The 18,771-nt window shown below is 41.3% G+C and carries 21 protein-coding genes; 19 read left to right on the forward strand and 2 right to left on the reverse strand.

The genetic code is table 11. The annotated features are described in order from the left end of the window. Window positions 1-74 precede the first annotated feature (74 nt). Together ACX17N_RS09460 and ACX17N_RS09465 are read right to left on the reverse strand one after the other, a co-directional pair. The gene (locus ACX17N_RS09460; RefSeq protein WP_458892323.1) at window positions 75-1,385 is read right to left on the reverse strand and encodes a peptidylprolyl isomerase; all 1,311 of its coding nucleotides are present in this window, start codon (window positions 1,383-1,385) and stop codon (window positions 75-77) included. Window positions 1,386-1,401: 16 nt separating this feature from the next. Further along, the gene (locus ACX17N_RS09465) at window positions 1,402-3,846 is read right to left on the reverse strand and encodes an LPS-assembly protein LptD (RefSeq protein WP_458892324.1); all 2,445 of its coding nucleotides are present in this window, start codon (window positions 3,844-3,846) and stop codon (window positions 1,402-1,404) included. Between the two features lie 120 nt (window positions 3,847-3,966). On the opposite strand from ACX17N_RS09465, the gene ACX17N_RS09470 reads away from it, so the two are divergent. The 19 genes from ACX17N_RS09470 (at window position 3,967) to ACX17N_RS09560 (ending at window position 18,761) form a co-directional block, all read left to right on the forward strand. After that, window positions 3,967-4,983: an aminoglycoside phosphotransferase family protein gene (locus ACX17N_RS09470; protein WP_458892325.1), complete on the forward strand. Its 1,017-nt coding sequence runs from the start codon at window positions 3,967-3,969 to the stop codon at window positions 4,981-4,983. Further along, window positions 4,980-5,669, forward strand: coding sequence for an N-acetylmuramate alpha-1-phosphate uridylyltransferase MurU (gene murU, locus ACX17N_RS09475; RefSeq protein WP_458892326.1), 690 nt, complete (start codon window positions 4,980-4,982; stop codon window positions 5,667-5,669). Before ACX17N_RS09470 ends, murU begins: the two co-directional genes overlap by 4 nt. Before the next feature lie 85 nt (window positions 5,670-5,754). After that, entirely contained in the window at window positions 5,755-6,387 is a 633-nt protein-coding gene (gene rsmG / locus ACX17N_RS09480) for a 16S rRNA (guanine(527)-N(7))-methyltransferase RsmG (protein WP_458892327.1), read from the forward strand. 23 nt (window positions 6,388-6,410) lie between these two features. Next, window positions 6,411-7,193: a ParA family protein gene (locus tag ACX17N_RS09485; protein ID WP_458892328.1), complete on the forward strand. Its 783-nt coding sequence runs from the start codon at window positions 6,411-6,413 to the stop codon at window positions 7,191-7,193. Further along, the gene (locus ACX17N_RS09490) at window positions 7,190-8,077 is read left to right on the forward strand and encodes a ParB/RepB/Spo0J family partition protein (RefSeq protein WP_458892329.1); all 888 of its coding nucleotides are present in this window, start codon (window positions 7,190-7,192) and stop codon (window positions 8,075-8,077) included. Before ACX17N_RS09485 ends, ACX17N_RS09490 begins: the two co-directional genes overlap by 4 nt. 28 nt (window positions 8,078-8,105) lie before the next feature. Continuing rightward, on the forward strand, window positions 8,106-8,744 hold the full coding sequence (locus ACX17N_RS09495) for a MotA/TolQ/ExbB proton channel family protein (protein WP_458892330.1): 639 nt from the start codon (window positions 8,106-8,108) through the stop codon (window positions 8,742-8,744). 8 nt (window positions 8,745-8,752) lie between these two features. Further along, a complete protein-coding gene (locus tag ACX17N_RS09500) occupies window positions 8,753-9,175 on the forward strand; it encodes an ExbD/TolR family protein (protein WP_458892331.1) in 423 nt (140 codons plus the stop codon). Beyond that, window positions 9,175-10,902, forward strand: coding sequence for a lipid A export permease/ATP-binding protein MsbA (gene msbA / locus ACX17N_RS09505; protein ID WP_458892332.1), 1,728 nt, complete (start codon window positions 9,175-9,177; stop codon window positions 10,900-10,902). Before ACX17N_RS09500 ends, msbA begins: the two co-directional genes overlap by 1 nt. A gap of 3 nt (window positions 10,903-10,905) precedes the next feature. After that, window positions 10,906-11,910: a tetraacyldisaccharide 4'-kinase gene (lpxK, locus tag ACX17N_RS09510; protein WP_458892333.1), complete on the forward strand. Its 1,005-nt coding sequence runs from the start codon at window positions 10,906-10,908 to the stop codon at window positions 11,908-11,910. Window positions 11,911-11,919: 9 nt separating this feature from the next. Continuing rightward, window positions 11,920-12,681 (forward strand): 3-deoxy-manno-octulosonate cytidylyltransferase, encoded by a 762-nt coding sequence (gene kdsB / locus ACX17N_RS09515; protein WP_458892334.1) that lies wholly within the window; start codon window positions 11,920-11,922, stop codon window positions 12,679-12,681. Between the two features lie 12 nt (window positions 12,682-12,693). Then, the gene (locus ACX17N_RS09520; protein WP_458892335.1) at window positions 12,694-13,680 is read left to right on the forward strand and encodes a DNA polymerase III subunit delta'; all 987 of its coding nucleotides are present in this window, start codon (window positions 12,694-12,696) and stop codon (window positions 13,678-13,680) included. A gap of 11 nt (window positions 13,681-13,691) precedes the next feature. Then, on the forward strand, window positions 13,692-14,033 hold the full coding sequence (locus ACX17N_RS09525) for a PilZ domain-containing protein (RefSeq protein ID WP_458892336.1): 342 nt from the start codon (window positions 13,692-13,694) through the stop codon (window positions 14,031-14,033). 25 nt (window positions 14,034-14,058) lie between these two features. Further along, window positions 14,059-14,832 (forward strand): TatD family hydrolase, encoded by a 774-nt coding sequence (locus ACX17N_RS09530; RefSeq protein WP_458892337.1) that lies wholly within the window; start codon window positions 14,059-14,061, stop codon window positions 14,830-14,832. 54 nt (window positions 14,833-14,886) lie between these two features. After that, window positions 14,887-15,486: a TetR/AcrR family transcriptional regulator gene (locus tag ACX17N_RS09535; protein ID WP_458892338.1), complete on the forward strand. Its 600-nt coding sequence runs from the start codon at window positions 14,887-14,889 to the stop codon at window positions 15,484-15,486. Window positions 15,487-15,499: 13 nt separating this feature from the next. After that, window positions 15,500-16,075 carry a prepilin-type N-terminal cleavage/methylation domain-containing protein gene (locus ACX17N_RS09540; protein WP_458892339.1) on the forward strand — a complete coding sequence of 192 codons (576 nt, stop codon included), beginning with the start codon at window positions 15,500-15,502 and terminating at the stop codon, window positions 16,073-16,075. Beyond that, window positions 16,065-16,436, forward strand: coding sequence for a type II secretion system minor pseudopilin GspI (gspI, locus tag ACX17N_RS09545; protein WP_458892340.1), 372 nt, complete (start codon window positions 16,065-16,067; stop codon window positions 16,434-16,436). The genes ACX17N_RS09540 and gspI overlap by 11 nt, the downstream gene beginning before the upstream one ends. A gap of 2 nt (window positions 16,437-16,438) precedes the next feature. Next, window positions 16,439-17,071, forward strand: a complete 633-nt coding sequence (locus tag ACX17N_RS09550; RefSeq protein ID WP_458892341.1) for a type II secretion system protein GspJ — start codon at window positions 16,439-16,441, stop codon at window positions 17,069-17,071. A gap of 37 nt (window positions 17,072-17,108) precedes the next feature. After that, entirely contained in the window at window positions 17,109-18,056 is a 948-nt protein-coding gene (gene gspK / locus ACX17N_RS09555) for a type II secretion system minor pseudopilin GspK (RefSeq protein WP_458892342.1), read from the forward strand. Window positions 18,057-18,164: 108 nt separating this feature from the next. Beyond that, entirely contained in the window at window positions 18,165-18,761 is a 597-nt protein-coding gene (locus tag ACX17N_RS09560; RefSeq protein WP_458892343.1) for a 6-pyruvoyl trahydropterin synthase family protein, read from the forward strand. The last annotated feature ends 10 nt before the right edge of the window (window positions 18,762-18,771 follow it).

Below are 18,771 nucleotides of genomic sequence, written 5' to 3' on the forward strand. Positions count from 1 at the left end.
ATTACTCAAATGTGCTGTCTAAGCCATAAAAAAAGCCAGTCCGGAGACTGGCTTTCATAAAAAACAAAATTACTTTATGAAGTCTTGTTATTTTTACGATCTAAACTTGGATCTTTAATTTCGACAAACGCATTGTTGCGAATTTCGCGTAACCAGCTGTCTAATTCGGTATCAAATTGACGCTCACCTAAAATTTGGCGGGCCATACGCTCTTGATACTCTTGGGTCATATCTTGTTGACGTGTATCTGTCACTTGGAGAATATGCCAACCAAACTGCGTTTGGAAGGGTTCACTAATTTGACCGACTGTAGTACTTTTCATTTTCTCTTCAAACTGTGGCACCATAACACCTGGGCTTACCCAGCCAAGATTACCACCGTCACGTGCAGAACCTGCATCGTTAGAAAAGGTTGCTGCGAGTACAGCAAAGTCTTCACCGGCTTTTAGACGATTATAGATACTATCAATCATTTGTTTTGCATTATCAGGACTCACCACTTCTGAGGGTTGAATCAGAATATGGCGAGTTTTGTATTGCGGAATAATGGCTTTCTGCTCAGAACCTTTACGCTCTAAAAGCTTAATAATATGAATACCATCACGTGCAGTGATTAGCTCACTGGTCTGTCCCACTTGTAAAGGGGTTACACGTGCTGCGAGTTCTGTCGGGATTTCAGAGAGATTTCTGAAGCCCATATCAGCACCTTCTACAGTCACATCTTTGCTGCTGTATTGTTTGCTAATAGCATTAATATCATTGCTATTGCTTAATGCACTACGAACTTGTTTGGCTACCGCTTCGACATTAGTATCACCTGATACGCGTGCGTGGATTACATGCACTTGGCTGCCTAACGCTGCTTGACCCTGAGGGGTTTTTAAAAAGTTAGCAACATCTTGGTCGCTAATTTTAATACGTGACATCACGACTTGTTGGCGTAAGCGGTTAATGGCTAAATCTTCAGCAATACGACTACGTAAAGCATCATAGGTACCTGGTCCCATCTTATCGAGCTTTTGCTGGAAAGCCTCTAGTGAGGTGGCACCTGATTGATTGGCAACTTTTAAAACGGCTTCGTTTAAACTTTTTTCATCTGCTTTAATATTGTAGCGTTTGACTTGCTCAAGTTGAGTTTGACGAATAATCAATTGCTCTAAAGCTTGTTGCTCCAAATACTGTTGGGGCGGAACAGGTCTTTTTTGTGCTTCTAGTTGATGTTTTACTTCAGCGACACTTTGCTCTAAATCACTTCGTAAGATGACACTATTGTCGACCACTGCAACAACTTCATCTGATGTTTGTGCAAAAGTCGGCATTGATGAAGAGAGGGCAATCGCAAGCGCAGTCGCCTTAAAGAATTGTTTTAACTGTTTTGTCTTCATTAACATCGTGTCCAAATTAATTAATACGATCGTAACCTAAAATTCGATTTTCAAGCATGGATGCAAGTTTGTTGTTGAAACCAGCCAATCCTTTCAGGTTAATTTCCGCCATGAAAGCACGTTTTGGTTTAACACTTGAATCACTAACATCATCTAAGTCGTTGTAGTATGAACGTCCGTAGAGAGAGAGTCCCCAGCAGCAAGATTCATAGTTCACACCCAGTAGGTATTCACGTGCAACATTGTTATCCATGTCATATTGAGCGTGCCCCATAATACGCCAGTTGTTGTGAACGGGTTGTATAAATGATGCAACAAATTGGTCATATTTATCTTGGCGATTGGCAATTTCTTTACGGTAGAAATAGCCAGCTCCATACACATTCCCTTGATCACCCATATAGTAAAGCTGAATATCACGTTGGGCATTATCACCATTCGCCATCCAAGCTGAGTTGGCACTTAGGCGATAGTGCTCTGAGAGTTGGCTAGATAGGCTGATAATTGGGCCTGTGTGGGTTTCTGTGTTTAGCTCGTCTGTTGTGCCATCTAAAGTGACGCGGCGATCATCAAAATAGAAGCTTTGCCCAACACTAGCTTTTAAGCGCTCAAGCCCAATTTCATCAAATAAGCTGTAACTTAAACCTAAAGACAAGAAATTATTGTCTTCTAAACGGTCATGCCCGTAAAAACGTCTTGAACTAAATAACTGATCGTAGTTAATCGAAGCACTAATCGTGTCGAAGTTTGGATAGTCGGATTGGTTTTCATACGGTGCATACGCGTAAAATGCACGTGGGGTGATGGTTTGAAGATATTTACCATCTTTTTCAAAAATTAAGCCCGCATCCAAACTAAATTGCGGTACCACCACAGATTTATTTTGGTCTGCATTGCTAACACTGGTCGTCTGGTTTTGCTGAGCTGTAATCGTGTCCTGATCATAGAAGGTGTTGATACTGCGTACTGAAACTTCAGGGATAACGAAGGCCCATTGGTTGAGGTAGTTATAGCGAACGGCGAAATCATTGTAGAAACGCGTACCACTCGGCTCAGAAGTGGCTGAAGATGTGCTATTAATATCTTTCTTGAAGTAAGCGGTATCGTTATTAAACTCGTACTGGAAACCTTGCGGATTACCGCCTTTATAGGTCAGTAAGAATTGTGGTAAACGTGCATAAGGACGGTCTTCATCAGATACGGTTTTATCCAAAGTCTGGAAATCTTCGACCTTTAATTGTGCTGTAAGTCCTGGAACACCATTTTTATAATTCAGCTCCCAAGCACGACGCAGGTTTAAGTCTGTTTTAGTGTTAGGATTGTTATTTAAGTCAGTAAAATAGTCTTTATCCGATGCGTAGTTATATTCCAGATTGGTTGAAAAGCTATCGTTGATTTGCCATTGATGTAAGACATGTAAGTCTTTACGATCTTGATTTTCATAGCTTTCATCTGAAGGTAAATAACCACCCCAGATTTTACCCCCTCCAAAATTTTCCGTTAAATAGCGGAATTCAGCATCAATCATTGCACCACGATCACTCATATAACGTGGTGTTAAAGTGGCATCGTAATTAGGGGCAAGATTGAGATAAACTGGCACTGAAAATTCAATACCGCCATCGTTGGTATAACCAAAACCAGGGGTTAAAATCCCTGTGGTTCTGCGGTCATCAATTGGAAAATTGAAATACGGAACCGCTAAAACGGGCACATCTTTGACATAGAGTTTGGTACCTTTGGTGACACCACGACCAGTATCCTGATTAAGTTCGATACTGTTCGCTTGAATTTTCCATGTCGGTTTTTGTTCAGGTGGGCACGTGCTATAGGTTGCATTGCTTAAAACCACGACGCTTTCAGAAGTGCGGGCGATTTTTTCTGCACGACCATGGGCATGCTGTTCTTCAGCAATATAATAGCTATTGCTTAGGTCGCCTTGCTGTGTTTTAAGGTTGTAGTTAATTTGGTCACTTTGAGCGAGCAGTCCAGCTTGCGCCATTTGCACACGACCTTGCGCATTGGCATAGGTCTGAGTCTTATCAATGGTAATTTTATCGGCACGAATTTGGCGACCTTGTTGGTCAATCAGCACATTGCCTTCAAGCACTGAATCGCCATTTGGATCATAATGTCCATAATCAGCAGTAACTACTGAAGTGGCTTTGCTTGGATCTGTTGTTTCAGCATTGGTGGCAATAGGTGTCACCCAAGCCCCTTGGCAATATGCACCAGTCAGGGATTTGCTTTGGCGTTGTTGTGCTTCAGGTGCGGATTTATCCACATAATATTGTTCAAAGAAGTGTTGCCCTGCATAGGCTTCTTTTATGCTTGCTTTAAGTTGCTCGTTGGTTAGGGATGAAACAGTATTAGATGTATCGGCGTATGCCGTAATCGAGCTTCCACATAAGAGGCTGAAAATAGCAGTCGCTAAAGGATTGAATTTAAACTGATGCTTCATTTGTATCATTAACCAAGTATGCTTAATCGCAATTAATTATTGTCGCATCATAGAGAAAAAGTTGATAAGTGGCTACACTTAGTACTTTAAAAACTCAGCCTGTATTAGAATTTATCGCAAATGAATACACAACGTGAACAATTGATACAAACTTGGATTACATCTGTACTTGGTTCAGATCGATTTGAAATTAATTTTTTAGCAGGCGATGCTAGCTTCCGTCGTTATGCACGAATCAATTTGAATAATAAAACATTTATGTTGATGGATGCACCTCCTGAGAAAGAAGATTGTGTACCTTTTGTGTCGATTGATGAATTTTTTGATGCACATGGCGTGCGTGTGCCACGTATTGTGGCCAAAGACTTAACACAAGGCTTTTTATTGTTGGAAGATTTTGGTGATGTGTTACTGTCAACACAACTAGATGACAACACGGTTGATGCGCATTATGAGCAAAGTTTTAAACAGTTGATTCAATTACAGTCAATTAATGGTGAAGGGCATTTCCCAGCGTATTGCTATGAGAAGCTGCTCGCTGAAATGTCATTATTAACTGATTGGTTATTGCCAAGTTTACAGATTCAACCTACGGATGAAGAGTCTGCCCTAATTAAAAGAACATTTGCGATTTTAGCGAATTCAGCATTGGCGCAGCCTCAAGTGATTGTGCACCGTGATTTCCATAGTCGTAATTTAATGCTTTTGGCAGATGAGCAAGAGCAAGGTGTAATCGACTTTCAGGATGCCGTGATTGGTGCGGATACCTATGATCTGATCTCCATTACACGGGATGCTTATGTGCAGTGGGATCCTGCGCGTGTATATGGTTGGTTTAAAGTGTTTTATGACTTGTTGCCAGCTTCAGCTAAAGAAGGGCGTGATTTTGAGCAATTCAAGCGCGATGCAGATTTAATGGCAATACAGCGTCATATTAAAATTTTAGGCATTTTTGTGCGCCTGTTTGAGCGTGATGGCAAATCGGGTTATCTCAAAGATTTACCACGTGTGATGTGGTATTTGCTGGAAGAAAGCCAGTCCTATGCAGAACTACAACCATTTATGCAGTTCATTCAGGTTAAAGTAATGCCGAAATTTGAACAAAAATATGGCAAATACGAGGTTGTTGCTGCATGAAAGCCATGATTTTAGCTGCGGGATTGGGTAATCGTATGCGTCCTTTGACGCTTTATAAGCCAAAACCGTTACTTGAAGTAGGTGGTAAGCCTCTGATCGTTTGGCACATCGAAAAACTCAAAGAAATTGGTGTGACCGAGATTGTTATCAATTCTGCGTGGTTGGCCGATGTGCTGATTGGTACATTGGGTGATGGCTCGCAATTTGGGGTCAATATTTTGTGGACACGCGAAGAGGAAGGTTTGGAAACCGCAGGCGGCATTATTAATGCTTTACCGTTGTTGGGAACTGAGCCGTTTATTCTCGTCAATGGCGATGTCTGGACGACTTTTGATTTTGCCTCATTACTTGATGTCGAACTCAATCAGGATTTGGCGCATTTGGTGTTTGTAAAGAATCCTCCACAGCATTTACAGGGTGATTTCACTTTGGCGAATGGGCGTGCCTATACCTTTGAACAGGAGCAACAGGGCGAAGACCTAACCTATAGTGGAGTAGCCGTATTACACCCAGAGATGTTTGCTGGTTTGGAAAATGGTAAGCGTCCATTGGCACCTTTATTAAAACAGGCCATGCTGGATGGTCGTGTTTCTGCAGAAAAAATGCAGGCATCTTGGGTCGATGTCGGTACGCCAGAGCGTTTATCTGCCCTAGATTTGCAGATTCGACAAGGCATGTACGCTTAAGTGCATATTCACTAAGCACAAGCTACTATGACTTCATGGATAAATCGGTATACTTCACCTAATATTTTCGAGACGTTAATTGTATATGCACACGTTTTTTCAAGAACTAAAGCAGGGTAGTCAGGCTTTAGGTTTAGAGCTCAGTGACGAGACTTTAAATTTATTACTCAAATACCAAGACGCTTTGGTTCTTTGGAATAAGGCGTATAACTTAACCGCAATTCGTGATCCCAAAGAAATGTTGGTGAAGCATCTGTTAGATAGCCTTAGCATTCTGAAGGATTTACCTGAAGGTCGTTTGCTCGATATTGGTACAGGTGGTGGTATGCCAGGCATGATCATTGCATTATGCCAACCTGAACGTCGCTGTGTTTTGTTAGATTCTAACGGTAAGAAAATTCGCTTTTTAAAGCAGTTTATTGCTGACTTAAAATTAAAAAACGTGATCGCAGTACAAACACGTGTTGAAGATGAAGATAGTATTCGTGATTTAGGACAGTTCGATGTCATTACCAGTCGTGCCTTTGCTTCACTGACTGATTTTGTCACAGCATCTCAACCATATATGCATGAGAACAGCATTATTGCCTCGATGAAAGGGCTGATTCCTGAAGATGAAATTATTGCATTAAAAGATGAATATAGTTGTGAAATTATCGAGTTAAAAGTTCCTCGATTAGATGAGCAACGCCATTTATTGTTATTGAAACAGATTTAATTTTTCGAAGGACTGGGGTTACCATGGCTCAAATTATTGCGATTGCGAACCAAAAAGGTGGCGTAGGAAAAACCACAACCGCAGTTAATTTGGCAGCATCGCTAGCGGTGCTGAAAAAACGAGTTTTACTTGTGGATATGGATTCGCAGGGTAACGCCACGATGGGGTCAGGCATTCAAAAGAATGACCTTTTATATTCGGTGACGGATGTATTATTAGGTGAAGTGCCGATTGAAACAGCAATCACCAAAGCAGAAGTTGGTTATAAAGTTCTTGGCGCAAACCGTGACTTGGCTGGGGTAGAGTTAGCGATTGCCGAGCAAGAAGGTCGTGAGTTTATTTTGCGTGATGCTTTGCAAAGCATTGATCATGCTTATGATTATATTATTGTTGATTGTGCACCAAGCCTGAGCTTAATTACCGTGAATGCCTTAGCGGCTGTTCATGGAGTCATTATTCCTATGCAATGTGAATATTACGCACTGGAAGGCTTGGCAGATTTGACCCAAACCATTGACCGTATTCAACAGGCACTTAATCCTGAGTTAGAAGTTGTTGGTGTGCTGCGTACCATGTACGACGGGCGTAATGCTTTAACCCGTGATGTTTCTGCAGAACTCGAGCAATATTTTGGCAAAAAACTTTATGATTCAGTAATTCCGCGTAATGTTCGTTTGGCTGAAGCCCCAGCGCATGGTTTACCAATTATTTATTTTGAGAAAAGTTCCAAGGGTGCAGTTGCTTACTTAAATTTGGCGGCTGAATTGTTAAAGAAAAGCAAAGTGAAAAAAGGAAGTAAAGCATGACCTTAAAAAAACGCGGACTTGCCAAAGGTCGTGGTTTGGATGCCTTACTTGGGTCAATCCAAAAAGAAAAACTACAACTTGAAGTGCAAGCTTTGGATCATGGTCAGCTAAAACAAATTGATGTTAATTTGCTGAAACGTGGCGAGTATCAACCGCGTCGCTTTATTCAAGAAAATGATTTGCAAGAATTAGCCGCTTCAATCAAGAAGCATGGTGTAATGCAGCCCATCGTGATTCGTCCCATTGCGGATGAAACTCATCCTTATGAAATTATTGCGGGTGAGCGTCGTTGGCGTGCGGCACAGTTAGCAGGTTTGACTGAAATTCCTGCTTTAGTGCGTGATTTAAATGATCAAGTCGCCATTGCATTAGCGTTGATTGAAAATATTCAGCGTCAGGATTTGAATCCGATTGATCAAGCACTGGCTTTACAGCGCTTTCATGATGAATTTGGTTTAAGTCATCAGGAAATTGCCGATACGGTCGGTAAAGCACGAACTACGGTGAGCAACTTATTGCGTTTATTGACTTTGGCTGAACCAGTTAAAGATTTTATGCAGCAAGGCCAGCTCGATATGGGGCATGCGCGTGCGATCCTCACCTTGAAAGCAAAAGAACAATTAAAAATTGCTGAGTTGGTGATCGCGAAGAGTTTATCGGTACGTCAAACAGAGCAGTTGGTGCGTGATTTAACGGCACCAAAGACCGAAAAAGCCAAATCGGAAGTGGCATCAGATTTACAACAGCTGACGCAGCGTTTATCTGAACGTTTCAGCGCAGATGTTAAAATTGATCATAATAAGCAGGGTAAAGGCAAACTGGTGATTCATTATCATTCCCTAGATGAGTTGGATGGTATTTTGAATATTTGTTTAGCTGATTAATTTTTTTAAAAATTCTTGGGGAAGAATAATGTGGGAATTAGTAAAAGCTGGTGGGTGGTTAATGATTCCGCTGGTTTTGTGTTCCATTTTTACGGTCGCAATTGCCATTGAGCGTTTTGTTCGATTGAAGCGAGCTATGGTGTTGCCAAAAGCGCTGTTTTTAACTGGTGGAAAAGATGTTCAGCAGGTTGTTCAGCAATTACAACAAAGTAATCCACTGCAAAATAGCAGTCTAGGGCGTATTTTGCTTGCTGGTTTGCAGAGTCGAAAACAGTCTGAACAATATGCACGCGCACAAATGGAAGCAACGGCATCTCAAGAAATTGGCTATTTAGAAAAGAACATTAATTTCTTGGGTACGCTCAGTGCAGTTGCACCATTATTAGGATTGCTGGGGACTGTGGTTGGTATTATTGAATCCTTTTTGGTGATTGATGTTGGTACCAATAGTAATCCGACCATGATGATTCCAGGGATTTCTAAGGCACTCATTACCACTGCAGCGGGTATGCTGATTGCAATTCCAGCGTTGTTCGCTTATCGTTATTTTCAACGTTTGGTTCAGGAATATGTGGCTGAATTAGAGCAGCAATCTACATTATTCCACGCAGCACTTTTCTACCAACACTCTGCTGTTGAAGAGCATGAACTTCGTAAAGCAGGTTAAGGTGGAATATGAAATTCAAGCGTAAGCAAGTTGAAGATATTCATATTAATTTGACACCAATGATAGATTGCTTATTGTTTATCTTGGTATTTTTGCTGTTATCGACCACATTTAATCAATTTAGTCGTATGAACCTGACCTTGCCAGATGCTCAAGGTGTACCGCCAAAGCAATACAATCAGAAGATTGAAGTGATTGTGGATGCTTCGGGACATTACGCAGTTAATGGTCAGGCACTGTCAAGTAAAGAAGTCGCAGACCTGAGTACTGCAATTAAACAGATTTCTAACGAACGACGTGATTTAATGTTTGTCATTGCAGCAGATGCGAAAGCAACTCATCAAGATGTTATTCGAGTGATGGATGTTGCTGGGCAACTCGGTTTTGTCAATATTAATATCAGTACCAAAGTACCATCTCGAGGTTATTAGTGAATCAGGATTTCAAGGTCTATCTACGTCTTCTGGGTTATCTGAAGCGATTTTGGGGCGTAGCGATTTTAATCGTCATTGGTTTTGCTATTAACGCGGCAACCGAAGTATCTATTGCAAAGTTGCTAGAAAAAATCATTACAGCAATCCAACATCGGGATCAAGGTTTTACAAACTTGATTCCGTTTTTAGTCGTATTGTTAATGTTTTTCCGTGGGGTCGGTTCCTTTATTGGGGGCTATTTCACTGCGGTTATCTCAAGAAATCTGGTTTACGATATCCGTCAAGAGGTATTCGCAAAGTTAATGCGTTTACCTTCTCAATATTACCTAGATAATACCACTGGGCATATTACCTCCAAAATTATGTATAACGTGGAGCAGCTGACAGCGGCTTCTTCTGAATCGTTAAAAACCATTGTGCAGCAAGGTTTAATTACCTTGGGCTTGTTGGGTTATTTAATTTATACCAATTGGCGTCTTACCTTAATTATTCTGGTTTTTGCTCCTTTAATTGGGTTGCTTATTCGTAAAGCTTCCAAACGTATGCGTAAATTGTCATTACAAGTGCAGGACACCATGGGGGATGTTAACCATGTGGTGCAAGAAACGGTCAATGGCAATGTCGTGGTGAAAGGTTTTGGTGGGCAGAGCTTTGAACAGGATCGATTCAAAGCAACATCGACTGAAAACTTAAAGCGTGGTTTAAAAATGGTGGTGGTACAACAGATGAACAGCCCTATAGTGCAGTTCATTATGTCAATTGCCATGGCCATCATCATGTGGATTGCTTTACGTCCAGAAATTTTAAGAGACACGACGGCAGGTGAGTTTGTCGCGTATATCACTGCGGCAGGTATGCTCAGCAAGCCGATTAAGGCATTGACGGATGTGAATGAAAAACTACAACGGGGTATGGCCGCAGCTCACTCGGTTTTTGAGCTTCTTGATTTGCCAGAAGAAAAAAATACCGGAACGTTGACGCCTAAGCTCAAAGGCAATATTGAGTTTAATCATATCTATTTGATTTATCCCGATGGTCATCATGCCATTCGAGATTTTAACTTGCAGGTGAAATCTGGGGAAACAGTAGCATTGGTAGGGCGCTCTGGTGCGGGGAAAACCTCTTTGGTTAACCTTATACCGAGATTCCAAGAAATCACTTCTGGTCAATTACGATTAGATCAATATCAAATTGATGAAATTGAAGTAAATTGCTTGCGTTCACAGATTGCGATGGTCAATCAGCAAGTGGTCTTATTTAATCGGACTGTACGTGAAAATATTGCCTATGGCTTATTGCAAGATGCGACAGATGAAGAAGTGGTTGCAGCGGCAAAAGCAGCTTATGCACACGACTTTATTATGGCTTTACCACAGGGCTATGATACTCAGTTGGGTGCTCAAGGCTTGAATTTGTCAGGTGGACAACGCCAGCGTATTGCGATTGCACGCGCAATTCTGAAAAATGCACCAATTTTAATTCTCGATGAAGCCACCAGTGCTTTAGATAATGAGTCTGAATATTTTATTCAGCGTGCTTTCGATACCGCGATGGAAAATCGGACAACGATTGTGATTGCACATCGTTTATCGACCATTGAAAATGCTGACCGTATTGTGGTGATGGATCAAGGGCGTATCGTTGAACATGGTTCACATGCGGAATTGATAGCAAAGCGTGGTGCGTATTTCCAGTTACATCAGCGTAATTTCGAGGAAAACTAAGCAATGTCCGTCGCACAATTGATTCAAAATGCTTGGAATACACAGGCGAAGTGGTTAATTGTGCTGCGTCCATTGTCTTGCTTATATCATTTTGGTTTCTGGTTGAATAAAAAGTTGTATGACAGTGGTTTAATACCGGTTTATACAGCACCAGTCCCTGTCATGATTATTGGAAATATTACCGTTGGTGGCAGTGGTAAAACACCACTGCTGATTCATCTGGTTAATTATTTGCAAGCCAAAAATGTACGAGTCGGGATTATTAGTCGAGGTTATGGTGGTAAAGGGCCTTTTCCTGCACTGGTGACTTTGGAGGCGACGCCTGATCAAGTGGGTGATGAGCCTTGTCTGATTGTTCAGTCAACCGGTGTTGCCATGGTGGTTGGGTCGAACCGTCAGCAGAGTATTGAGTTATTACTGGCAAAACATGAGTTGGATTTAATTATCAGCGATGATGGTTTGCAACATCATGCCTTGGCTCGCCAGCTGGAATGGATTGTTCTAGACCGTAATCGAGGTTTGGGTAATGAAAAATTGTTACCTGAGGGTTATTTGCGTGAACCGAAAAGTCGATTATTGACTGGAACGGTCATAGAACATGCAGCACAACCTGAAACAGCATTGAATATGCATTTAGAAGTTGGCGAGCCTTATTTGCTAAATGCTTATGACGCGGGTCGCTTTAATCCTGATCAAGACTTTTATGCAGTGGTGGGTATTGGTTTTCCACAGCGATTTTATCGCACACTGGAGTCTATAGGTGTGCAGAAGTTTCAATGTCATGAATTTCCAGATCATTATGATTATGATTTAACGGACTTACAGTTTGAAGACAGTAATCCCATTATTACGACCGAAAAAGATGCAGTGAAATTACTCCCGATTTTAAAGCAGTATCCTGACTTCAAGCGTGAAATTTGGGTGGTGCCTGTAGAGGCTGTTCTTTCCAGTACTTGTTACCGCGTGCTAGATCAGCAACTGACTGATTTAGGCATTCAACTTCAATAAGAGTTAACTATGAAACATATCGTCATTCCTGCACGTTTTTCCAGTTCAAGATTACCCGGTAAGCCACTATTGGAAATTCACGGTCGTCCGATGATTTTACGTGTGGTTGATCAGGCTAAAAAAGTTCAGGGCTTTGATGATCTGTGTGTGGCAACAGATGATGCACGTATTGCTGAAGTGTGTCGTGCAGAAGGTGTTGATGTGGTGCTTACCAGTGCGGATCATCCCTCAGGTACAGACCGTTTAAGCGAAGTGGCGCGTATTAAAGGTTGGGATCAAGACGATATTATTGTGAATGTGCAAGGGGATGAACCACTATTGCCTGCAACCTTAGTAAAACAAGTTGCCGAGCTTTTGGTTAACCAGCCAGAGTGTTCAATGTCGACTTTGTGTGAGCCGATTCATGCTCTGGATGAATTCAAGCGCGACAGTATTGTGAAAGTGGTGAAATCTAAATTCAATCAAGCACTTTATTTTAGTCGTGCCACCATTCCTTATGATCGTGATGGTGCGAAACATGCCAGTCCAGCATTGCATGAGCAAGCATTCCGTCATTTAGGCTTATATGCTTACCGTGTAAGTCTGTTACAGGAATATGTGACTTGGGATATGGGTGTGCTTGAAAAACTGGAAAGCCTGGAGCAGCTTCGGGTTTTGGAAAATGGTCATCGTATTGCGATTGCTGTGGCTGAAGCGAACCTGCCACCTGGGGTAGATACACAAGAAGATCTTGATCGCTTAAATGCGATGGATGTTCATCACTTTCAATAAGATTTATTCATAATGCAGACAGAAATTCAGCCTCAAATTTTTCCTTGGCAACAACAGGTGTGGGATACGTTGACGGGGCGATTTCCACAGTTGGGACATGGTTTGTTGTTCTATGGAAAAAAAGGCTGTGGTAAAGAAGCCTTTACGCAATATTTCTTGGCATGGATTCTCTGTCAGCAACGCCATGTGCGAAACATGCCTTGTGGAGAGTGTGGAAGTTGTCAGTGGTTAAAATCTGATACCCATCCCAATTATGTCTATATTTCGACGGATGAAGAGAATAAAAAGCAAAATGCAAAAATAAAGATCGAAAAAATCCGAGAGTTATTGCCCTTTGTGCAGCAGACTGTCGATGGGTGGCGAGTGATTGTAATTGAACCTGCTGAGGCCTTGAATACAGCATCTGCGAATGCCTTGCTGAAAACACTAGAAGAACCCGGTGATCGCGTTGTAATTATTTTGCTGGCTGAGCACTATTTGAAATTACCTGCCACGATTCGCAGTCGCTTGCAACATTTTGCTTTGGACCGCATTAGTTCGGAACAAACCGAGTCTTATCTTACATCGCATTTGCCGACCGCATTAAGCCAAGAGCAAATTCAGCTGTTATTAAATTTATCCAATCATATGCCTCTGGAAGCTTTGGTGTTGGCCCAAAGTGAATGGTTAAATTTAAGACAGGATTTTGTCTTGGATTGGCAAAGATTGGTACAAGAAAAAAATATGCCTATGGCAATTGCAACCAAATGGCAAAAAGCATTGCCATTTGATGACTTCAGCCACATGTTTGAGTACTTGTTGGCAGACCTGATTTGTGTCAAGCTAAATCAACCGATTAAAAATATTGATTTGCAATTAACTCAACTCGCGGAGCAATATTCTTTAGAGGCACTATTCGATTTATATTCTGAATTACAACAGTCCAAGCAGTTTATTGAGCAAAACGTACAAACAAATTTAGTACTCGATCAGCTGTGTATAAAACTAATGAATGTTTAAAGGGGAAAACAATGCAACCACGTATGGGCGGTATTATTCATGCGAATATCTCAGATAAGGAAACCTTGTACAAATCGTACATGCCTTATGTGTCTGGTGGTGGTTTATTCATTCCTTCAAAGCAAGCAGTCAAGTTGGGTGATGAGGTTTTTGTGTTGACCACATTGCCAGATCAGTCTCAAAAAATCCCCTTAACAGGTAAAGTAATTTGGATCTCGCAAAAGCAAAATGGTATTAAGCCTCAGGGTTTTGGTATGCAATTGATGGGTGAAAAAGGGGTGTATTTTAAGGCTGAAGCAGAAAAGATTCTCGCAGGCTTTAAAGCTGAAGGGCGTTATAGTTACACCATGTAATTTGGTTGGAAAATAGGAAATAATTGTGTTTGTAGATACTCATTGCCATTTAACCATGCTTGATCTGACTCCTTATAATGGAGATCTGGATATGGCTTTAGCAAAAGCACGTGAAGCTGGTGTGACTAAATTCATGAGTATTTCTGTTGATTTGGATGATCATATTGCATTAGCTGAAATTGCTGCACGGCATGCGGATGTTGGCTATACCGTTGGTGTGCATCCTTGTGAGAATGCAGACACTATGGCACGAGCGACTACGGAGTATTTGGTTGAGTTGGCTCAAGCGGATAAAGTCTGGGCATTGGGTGAAACCGGTTTAGATTATTTTCACAGTACGGATTTTATTCAAGCGCAAAAAGAATGTTTTGCTCGGCATATTCATGCTTCACAAATTGTGAAAAAACCAGTTGTTGTGCATACCCGTTCAGCAAAGCATGACACGGTAGATATTATTCGCGCAGAAAAATCGACCCATGGTATTTTGCACTGTTTTACCGAAGACTGGTCGACTGCAAAAGCCGTGTTAGATTGCGGTTATTATGTTTCTTTCTCAGGTATTGTGTCTTTTAAAAATGCTCAAGATTTAAGAGATGTGGCCAAACAAGTCCCATTGGATCGCGTGCTCATCGAAACCGATAGTCCATATCTTGCGCCAGTACCGTACCGTGGTAAAACAAATGAACCAAAATATGTGCCATATGTAGCCAAAGCCTTGGCTGATGTATATGATAAGTCGCTGGAAGAAATGGCTTTGATTACCTCGCAGAATTTTGAAAACTTACTGCAAAATAAGTAATAGACTGCATTGTTTTAGACTGAATATAAGAATTGAAGAGAGTGTAGAGTGAAGATGGATCGTCAAGCTCAGTTTCGAGCAAGAGAAACCTTAATTTTTCAAGTGGCTGAACAGTTGTTATTGGAAAATGGCGAATCAGGCATGACACTCGATGCTTTGGCCGCGGAGTTGGATTTAGCAAAAGGTACGCTATATAAGCATTTTCAAAGTAAAGATGAGCTTTATATGCTGCTGATTATCCGCAATGAGCGCATGTTGCTGGAAATGATTATGGACTCTGCTAAGGCCTTTCCTGAGCATTTGGCTTTCTTTATGCTACATCATTTACACCATCCGGAACGGACAGTACTTTTTCATCAAATTGAAGAGCGCTTGTCAATCACGGGGCAGGGCATTCAGCACTTATTCAGTGAATTATATAAAGTTAGACGCCATCGTTTGCGACTCATTATTAATATGACAGAAACGTATTTGGCCTCTATTCAGAGCATGATGTCAGTGCGTGATTATTTAGCTTCAATTTGGTCATTAACTCATGGCGCAGCTGCTATCTTAAATTCTAGCTTTTATCAGCGTTATTTAGGCTCGCGGGATACGTTACGCGTTGCTTATATTGATCAAGCACTTGCCTTGCCCAAGCAAGTTAACTCATAAAAGATTTTACGCGATGCACTTTCATCAACAGGCTTCGATTCGTGGGTTTACACTGGTAGAAGTCATGGTGGTGATTGTTGTCATAGCCATTGTGACTTCATTAATCATGATGAATTTTGGCGGAATTGAACAGCGTAAAGCCATGCAAGCCCGCGAAGTTTTCCTGATGGATCTGCAGCGCATCAGTCGTGAGGCGAATGACCAAGCGCGTATTCTGGCACTGAATGTAGAACCTGCCACAGATGTACGCCCATTTCAATATGCGGTTTTCGAGTATCAATCCTTACAGCAGGCGGCTGCGAATAATACCCACAAGAATCAGACTAATTCGACACCAGCATCGGCTTGGACTCAATATACGTCGATGAAAACCCAACAACTGCCAGACGATGTGAGTTTCCAAATTCAGTCTACTGATTACCAATATGAAAATGCCCAGAATGCAAAGCTCTTAGATGCTCAAGCACCTAAATTGATCTGGTTTGGGAATGGTGAGTTAAAGCCAGTTCGCATTCAGTTTTATTTTTCACAACAGCCATTAGGTCCTGAAATCGAAATTGATCACTTGGGTAAAATCAATGAAAAATAAGGGGTTCACGCTATTAGAGGTCATGGTGGCATTGGCAATATTTTCTACTGCTGCAATGGCGTTGACCAAAGTGGCGATGCAATATACACAAGCGACTGCACAAGCCATTTTAAGGACGAAAGCGCAATTTGTTGCACAAAATGAAATTGCAAAAATGCAAATACAATCACAGTGGTTGGAAGGCACGCAAACTGAACAGATCAGTCAACAGGGTGAAAACTGGCAAATTGAAAAAAAAGCACAATCGACCATTAGTCCAAATGTGCAGCGTGTAGAGATTCAGGTGCGATTATTTAATCCTGAAACGGGCAAGGCTGAGTCAGGTGTTACACACATGATCTTTTTTAATAATAGAACATAATCATGCAAAAACGAGCAGGGTTTACTTTGGTTGAACTGTTGGTTGCAATTTCAATTTTTGCAGTTTTATCCGTTTTGGGGTGGAAGGTGTTTGACTATTTAATCAAGGTCAAAGCGCGTAACGCTCAACATGAGCAAAAACTGGCAGATTTACAACAAGCCTATCAACAAATATTAAAAGACAGTGTTCAAATAGCTCCACTGACAGCCAATCAGAATGGAGAACTGCAACCTGCATTAATGTTGCAAAATGGCCGTTTTGTTTTCAGTAAAGTTGGAGTGACAGATCCATTACTGCAAGGTATTCCTCCTGAAGAGCGCGTAGAGTATCAATATCAATCAGATACGCAAACCTTAAATCGATTGCGTACACGTGGCCTAAATTCATTGGGACAGACTCAGCCTGAGAATAGTGTAATGCTGGAGAATGTTGAACAATTTCAGGTTGCTGTGCTGAATCCTGGTGAGAGGACATCTTGGCCAGATGTAGCGGGGCAGCAAGATGAAAATGAGCAAAAACAACGATTACCTAAAGGTATAAAAATTAATTTGACCGTGAATGGTATTGCATATGAGTGGATTTTTAGCCTACTCAATACGGATTTTTTAGAAAATAAACAGAATAAAGCAACATGAAACGATTAACGGGTTTGCCTGCTATTGCGGAGCGCATATGAAAAAGCAAAAAGGAATTGCGCTTATTACCATTTTAGTCATGGTGGCATTGGCAACCATTTTGGCAGCAACCATTGCTCAACGACAAAAATTTACCACAGAAAACACCGCCTATTTGATTCGTCAGAATCAATCTCTGTGGTATGCCAAAAGTGCAGAGACTTTTTTTTCTGCATTATTGGAAGAAGATGCAGAAAATGCAGCGGACGTCGATCATTTGCAGGAAAACTGGGCCAAACCAATGCCAGCATTTCCTGTGGAGGACGGATACATAACTGGACAATTAAGGGATGAAACTGGAAAGTTTAATCTCAATAGTCTGGTGAATGACTCAGGGCAAGTGAATATTGCTGCAAAGCAGTGGTTTGAGCGGATATTACTCAATGTTGGTTTGCCGGTGGAGTTGAGTCAAGCGGTGATTGATTGGCAGGATGCTGATAATGAAGTCATGGGTCCAATGGGAGCGGAAGAAAACTATTATCGCGGTCTTGCACCTGCCTATTTGCCGGCCAATGCAAAGTTTCACAGCGTTGAAGAATTAAAAATGGTACGTGGCTTCGAAGGTGAAAAATATTTGCAAATATCAGCGTATGTGAGTGCTATTCCGCTTAGCTCGGTGACGGTGAATATAAATACAGCACCTGCGCTTATTTTGGCGAGTTTGGGCGAAAATATCGATGTGCAAGCTGTAGAAGCGGAATTGGAAAAAAAACAACAATCTATGGAGCACTTTTCCAATACTGATGAATTATGGGGGCTTGCGCCTTTTGCGCAAATCAATTCGGAAACACGGACTGCGCTACAAGGCTTAATGGGGGTGAAATCTAGCTATTTCCAAGCGAAAATTGAGGTGATGCTGAGTGAGCGAAAGCGTCAATTTCGAACCTATTTATTGCGAGAAGATAAGAAAGTCTATGTGGTGAGCCAATCACTTGCACCAGAATAGACATTTCTTGTTTGTACGATCGTGATAAATGGTAAAATTAATGCGCTTTAGATCACTTTTGTTCTATAATTAGCATTATTTTATTGAAGACAGATACCATTAAGGCACATGTTAATTCGTAAGTTATTTAAGTTTGAAAATGCGCATATTGTGCGGAATTGCACATCGGATCGCTGTAAGCGTTCGATTCATGGGCATAGTTATAAAGTTGAATTATTACTTAAAGCTTCGAAATTGGATCATGGTCAAATGGTGTATGATTTTGGTTTGCTGAAAGGATTAATCAAAGATATCTTTGACAGCTTTGACCATGCCATCTGCTTCTGGCAGCAGGATGATCCAGAATATATTCAAGCCTGCCAAAAATTCAGCGCCCGTTGGGTTGCATTGCCTGTTTCTCCGTCAGCTGAACAATTTTCCCGTATTTTTTTCTTTCTAGCACAACAAATTTTAGCCTCAACTGAAACGCAAAATGGTGAAGGTGATGTTGAAGTGTATTCAGTTATCGTGCATGAAACCGATACTGGATATGCACAAAGCTTTTTAGAGGATATTGAAAATGAACAGATGGGTAGATTGTTGTTAGACCAGATTGTGTTCTCAGAGCAAGTTCAAGCTGAATGGACTGATCCAGCTATGTACGAGAAGCTAAAACAGGGCTACAAATTTCAAAATCCGAGCGTGGATTTACAAGTAAAAATTTAATTTACAAATT

Source organism: Acinetobacter sp. GXMZU3951 (assembly GCF_054457875.1).

Bases quoted from the DNA above. Each gene is read 5' to 3' on its own strand.
- ACX17N_RS09470 (WP_458892325.1), top strand. From the start codon at position 3,967: ATGAATACACAACGTGAACAATTGATACAAACTTGGATTACATCTGTA.
- gspI (WP_458892340.1), top strand. From the start codon at position 16,065: ATGAAAAATAAGGGGTTCACGCTATTAGAGGTCATGGTGGCATTGGCA.
- ACX17N_RS09460 (WP_458892323.1), bottom strand. From the start codon at position 1,385: ATGAAGACAAAACAGTTAAAACAATTCTTTAAGGCGACTGCGCTTGCG.
- ACX17N_RS09540 (WP_458892339.1), top strand. From the start codon at position 15,500: ATGCACTTTCATCAACAGGCTTCGATTCGTGGGTTTACACTGGTAGAA.
- ACX17N_RS09500 (WP_458892331.1), top strand. From the start codon at position 8,753: ATGAAATTCAAGCGTAAGCAAGTTGAAGATATTCATATTAATTTGACA.
- ACX17N_RS09520 (WP_458892335.1), top strand. From the start codon at position 12,694: ATGCAGACAGAAATTCAGCCTCAAATTTTTCCTTGGCAACAACAGGTG.
- ACX17N_RS09550 (WP_458892341.1), top strand. From the start codon at position 16,439: ATGCAAAAACGAGCAGGGTTTACTTTGGTTGAACTGTTGGTTGCAATT.
- rsmG (WP_458892327.1), top strand. From the start codon at position 5,755: ATGCACACGTTTTTTCAAGAACTAAAGCAGGGTAGTCAGGCTTTAGGT.
- ACX17N_RS09495 (WP_458892330.1), top strand. From the start codon at position 8,106: ATGTGGGAATTAGTAAAAGCTGGTGGGTGGTTAATGATTCCGCTGGTT.
- ACX17N_RS09485 (WP_458892328.1), top strand. From the start codon at position 6,411: ATGGCTCAAATTATTGCGATTGCGAACCAAAAAGGTGGCGTAGGAAAA.
- ACX17N_RS09560 (WP_458892343.1), top strand. From the start codon at position 18,165: ATGTTAATTCGTAAGTTATTTAAGTTTGAAAATGCGCATATTGTGCGG.
- ACX17N_RS09535 (WP_458892338.1), top strand. From the start codon at position 14,887: ATGGATCGTCAAGCTCAGTTTCGAGCAAGAGAAACCTTAATTTTTCAA.
- kdsB (WP_458892334.1), top strand. From the start codon at position 11,920: ATGAAACATATCGTCATTCCTGCACGTTTTTCCAGTTCAAGATTACCC.
- murU (WP_458892326.1), top strand. From the start codon at position 4,980: ATGAAAGCCATGATTTTAGCTGCGGGATTGGGTAATCGTATGCGTCCT.
- ACX17N_RS09465 (WP_458892324.1), bottom strand. From the start codon at position 3,846: ATGAAGCATCAGTTTAAATTCAATCCTTTAGCGACTGCTATTTTCAGC.
- gspK (WP_458892342.1), top strand. From the start codon at position 17,109: ATGAAAAAGCAAAAAGGAATTGCGCTTATTACCATTTTAGTCATGGTG.
- lpxK (WP_458892333.1), top strand. From the start codon at position 10,906: ATGTCCGTCGCACAATTGATTCAAAATGCTTGGAATACACAGGCGAAG.
- ACX17N_RS09525 (WP_458892336.1), top strand. From the start codon at position 13,692: ATGCAACCACGTATGGGCGGTATTATTCATGCGAATATCTCAGATAAG.
- ACX17N_RS09490 (WP_458892329.1), top strand. From the start codon at position 7,190: ATGACCTTAAAAAAACGCGGACTTGCCAAAGGTCGTGGTTTGGATGCC.